Consider the following 3754-nt stretch of genomic DNA (forward strand, 5'->3'; position numbering starts at 1 on the left):
CCACCCAGGCTGATGGTGCTGATCGGGGCGTCGACGACGATCTCCTCGTCGAGCTCCTGCAGAGCGAGAACGTTCAGCATGCGAAGTCACCTCCTTCCCAGTCGAGTCCGGTCGGGTCACCGGTGGCGGTCCTTCCGGCCGGGGGCCACTCCTGGGTGGAGTGGCCGCCGGGGAGCAGGCAGCTACCGGGAGTCTGGGCGGCTTTCAGCGCGATGATCGCGCCGGCGGAGCCGGTCGCCAGGTCCGTCGAAAGACGGACCAGTTGATCTCCGTGCAGCACCTGGGCGCCGTCGTGCGGCGCGACGTGGAGAGCCAGGGCCCGGAGGTGGTCGTCGAGCTCGCCTCGCCGGTCGGGTAGACGCAGGAGGGCATGGGAGAGCACGTATGCGAGTCCGGCGCGACCACTGAACAACCCTCCCTGGACGACGAGTCGAACCGCACCGGCGCTCACGGCGCCCGCCACGATCGCGTCGGCGTTCACCGCTTCGGCCTGCGCCGCGGGCAGCGCCAGCGCCGCCAGGGCGACACCGCCGGAGCCCTCGGCCAGGTAGGGCAGCAGGCGGTTGGAGCTGTGCATCTGGAGCATGCCGTCCAGGTCGCGTGCGAAGCGCAGATCGCATCGCACCGCCCGTTCGGCGGCCTGCGCCCATTCGACGTCACCGGTGGCCCGGGCGCAGCGCGCGAAGAGCACGGCGGGGCCCGACCAGCCGTTCATCAGTCCGGGGCGGTCCAACAACCCCGGCCTGCCCACCAGTTCACGGACACGCTCGGCCAGGCGGATGCCTTCGTCCTTCAGGTCCGCGTCCAGGAACAGGTGCGCGATGCCCGTCAGCCCGCCGAACAGCCCGGGTGACGCCGGGAGCGGTCCGTCCAGGAGCCGGTCGATGAGGTTCGCCGCCTGCGCGTGGCCCTGCCTGTGCAGGAGCCACGCGGAACCGGCGAGTCCGTCGTAGAGCCCTCGGGCGCCGTCGGACGGAGCACGGCTCGCGCTCCTCGCCAGCCACTCCACGTGCTCGGCGGACGGCTCGGCGCCGGCGGCCAGTTGGGCCAGGAGGACTCCCGGTGCGCCGTACGCGAGACCGAGCGGGGCACCCGGGCGGTGTCCGGCGACGTCACCGGGAAAGAGCCGGTCGGTACGGCCGGGATCGGCCGCGTCGGAAATGCCGCGGAGCAACGCGGCCGTGGACGGCGCGGTCGACGCCGCCACCCCGACCGGAGCCGACCCGGCAGCCGGCAGATGCGGCCGCAGGGCGGGCGACAGCGCGAGCCGTTCCAGCATCTGCCGCACGAACTCCGGTGGCAGCGTCGGGAACGAGGTGGTGGCCAGCTCGATCAGCGGCGCGACCACGGCCGGGTTGCGCAGGGTCAGCACGGTGAGCGGAGCGAAGGCCGCCAGCTGGCAGCAGCCCAGGGCGAACAGGTCGGCCTCTCGCGGGTCGGTGATCGTGGGGTCGGTGAATCCGGGGGCTCCGAGGGTGAGCGTGCGCACGGAGTCGACCGGCATGGCCAGTTCGAAGTCCACCAGTGCGACGGTTCCGTCGGGCCGGATCAGGATGTTGCGGTGGTGCAGGTCGCCGAAGGCGAGGCCGGCTTCGTGCATCGCCGTCACGTGCGACTCGACCTGTCGGAGCCGGTCGACGGCGAGCGCGGCGAAGTCCTCGCGGGCCCGGTCCGACGGCCGGTAGCGGGTGAGCGGGTAGTCCCGGCCCAGCCAGGTGTTGAACGCCTCGCCCTCGACGTACTCCATCGCCAGGTAGCGGTGCTCCCACACGGTGAAGGACTCGTACTGCCGGGGGACGAACGGGAGATGACTCAGTTTCGCGAGGACCGATTCCTCGGTGCGCAGCCGGTCCACGGCATCGGCGCCGCTTCCGTCGAGCCCTGCGTGCGGCCGGGCCTCCTTGAGGACGACCTGCCGGCCGTCGCCGGCCTCGGCGAGGTAGACGCCTCCTCCGTTGGAGAAGTGCAGCGCCTTGAGGACCCGGTATCCACCGAGCGTTCCGTCCCCGGCCATGCCGTTGTCGGCGGCCAGGTGCTCGGCCAGGAAGTCCGGCACCGGAGCCCAGTCGGGCAGGCTGAACGCCGGGCGCCGGTGGTCCGGCACGAGACGCCGGTCGGGGTCGCGCAGCGCCGGCACCCTGGTGCCGTCCGCGAGTTCGCACCACATCAGGGCGAAGGCTCCGTAGCGCACGGAGACCGGCCCCTCGTTCCACCGGTGGTCGGACAGCACGTACGGCCCGGGACGCCCGCGCAGGACCTTGTCGAGCTCCTCAAGGGCCTCGCGCAGCTCGCCCTCGGTACGCGGGTACACGGTCACGGTCTTGCCGCTGCTGGCCCGGTGCGCGTACTTGGTGTTCATCGCGGTGACGATGTGCCGGCTGCGCAGGAACTTCCAGGGGAGCCGGAGCCGGCGGCACACCTCCCAAGCCGACTCGATGGTCCGCTCCGCGGCCTCCGGGGTGGCGCTGACGTGGATCTTCCAGCCCTGCTCGGGCAGTTTGCCGGCGTCGGCCGGAACCAGGAACTCCCAGACGCCTTCCTCGATCCGTCGCCAGCCCTCGGGGACATCGCCGTCGGACAGGGAGAAACGGGACCTGGAGTCCGCGCAACGGTCCAACGGTTCGTACCAGACGGGGTCGGCGATGGTGAACGCCTCATACCTCGGGTCCATTCGCCTTCCCCTTTCATGGAGGGTGCTCCGGATACGCTTCGACAATGCGAGTCGAAAGAACAGCCGAGTAATCGAAACGAGTTTCCCGATTCGCGGCCGCTGCCCTGTCGACACGAGCGATCCTCTCCCGAGCCCCACCCGTTGGCAATGCGGCAAAGCCAGAACTTAAGCGGACAACAACCCTCCGGAAGGCGCCGTCCGCACGCTGCCGAACGCGACACTCCAGCGGGCCGCGGGCACCGCACTCGGCACCTCGTTCGCACAAGTCGAACGCCGGGTTCCGCCGATGCGGCCCTGACCGAAATGGATCCCCGGGTGACCGGAAAACAGCCCCCGCTCATCCATATTCGGCATGGCACGATGAACGGCATGAGAACGCGCATTGTGCTGGCCGATGACCAAGCCAGCATACGAATGGGCTTCCGCCGGATCCTCGAAGCCCAGCCCGACATGCAGGTCGTCGGCGAGGCGGGGAACGGCGTGGCCGCACTGGAGGTCGTACGATCCCTCGTTCCGAACGTGCTGCTCGCGGACATTCGCATGCCGGAGATGGACGGCCTGGAGCTCACGCGGGAGGTCGTCCGGACCGTCCCCGAGGTCCGCGTCGTCGTCGTGACCACGTTCGACCTCGACGAGTACGTCCACACGGCCCTGCGGGAAGGAGCCTGCGGGTTCCTCCTCAAGCGGTCCCGCTCCGCCGTGCTCGTGGAGGCGGTCCGGGCGGCGGCGTCGGGCGATTCCATGATCAGCCCGGAGATCACCACGCGACTGCTGAGCCGTCTGCGCCACGAGCGCCGCACCGTCCGGCAGCCCAGCGAACCGCTGACCGTGCGCGAGGAGGAGGTCGCCCGCCTCGTCGCGGAAGGGCTCACCAACTCCGACATCGGTGCGGAGCTCTTCATCTCGATGGGCACGGTCAAGACCCATCTGGCCCGGCTGCAGAAGAAGTTGGGAGTCCAGAACCGGGTGGGGATCGCCGCCTGGGTCTGGGAGTCCGGGCTGTTGGCGGAACCGTAGTCCGACCGCCGGGGCGCCGCACATGGCCGGAGCGGCCGCCACGGCCGGGGCGCGCGTGGAACGCGC

General features: G+C 70.7%; 2 protein-coding genes. One reads left to right on the forward strand and one right to left on the reverse strand.

Annotated features, from left to right (window positions below; all coding sequences use genetic code 11):
- Positions 1–73: 73 nt before the first annotated feature.
- On the reverse strand, positions 74–2671 hold the full coding sequence (lanKC, locus tag ACFU7Y_RS22570) for a class III lanthionine synthetase LanKC (protein WP_380769457.1): 2598 nt from the start codon (positions 2669–2671) through the stop codon (positions 74–76).
- Positions 2672–3031: 360 nt separating this feature from the next.
- Between lanKC and ACFU7Y_RS22575 the strand changes: the two genes are divergently transcribed.
- Positions 3032–3688 (forward strand): response regulator, encoded by a 657-nt coding sequence (locus tag ACFU7Y_RS22575; protein ID WP_374119964.1) that lies wholly within the window; start codon positions 3032–3034, stop codon positions 3686–3688.
- Positions 3689–3754 lie beyond the last annotated feature (66 nt).

Origin of the sequence: Kitasatospora sp. NPDC057542 (genome assembly GCF_042801945.1) — a bacterium.
GTDB lineage: Bacteria > Actinomycetota > Actinomycetes > Streptomycetales > Streptomycetaceae > Kitasatospora.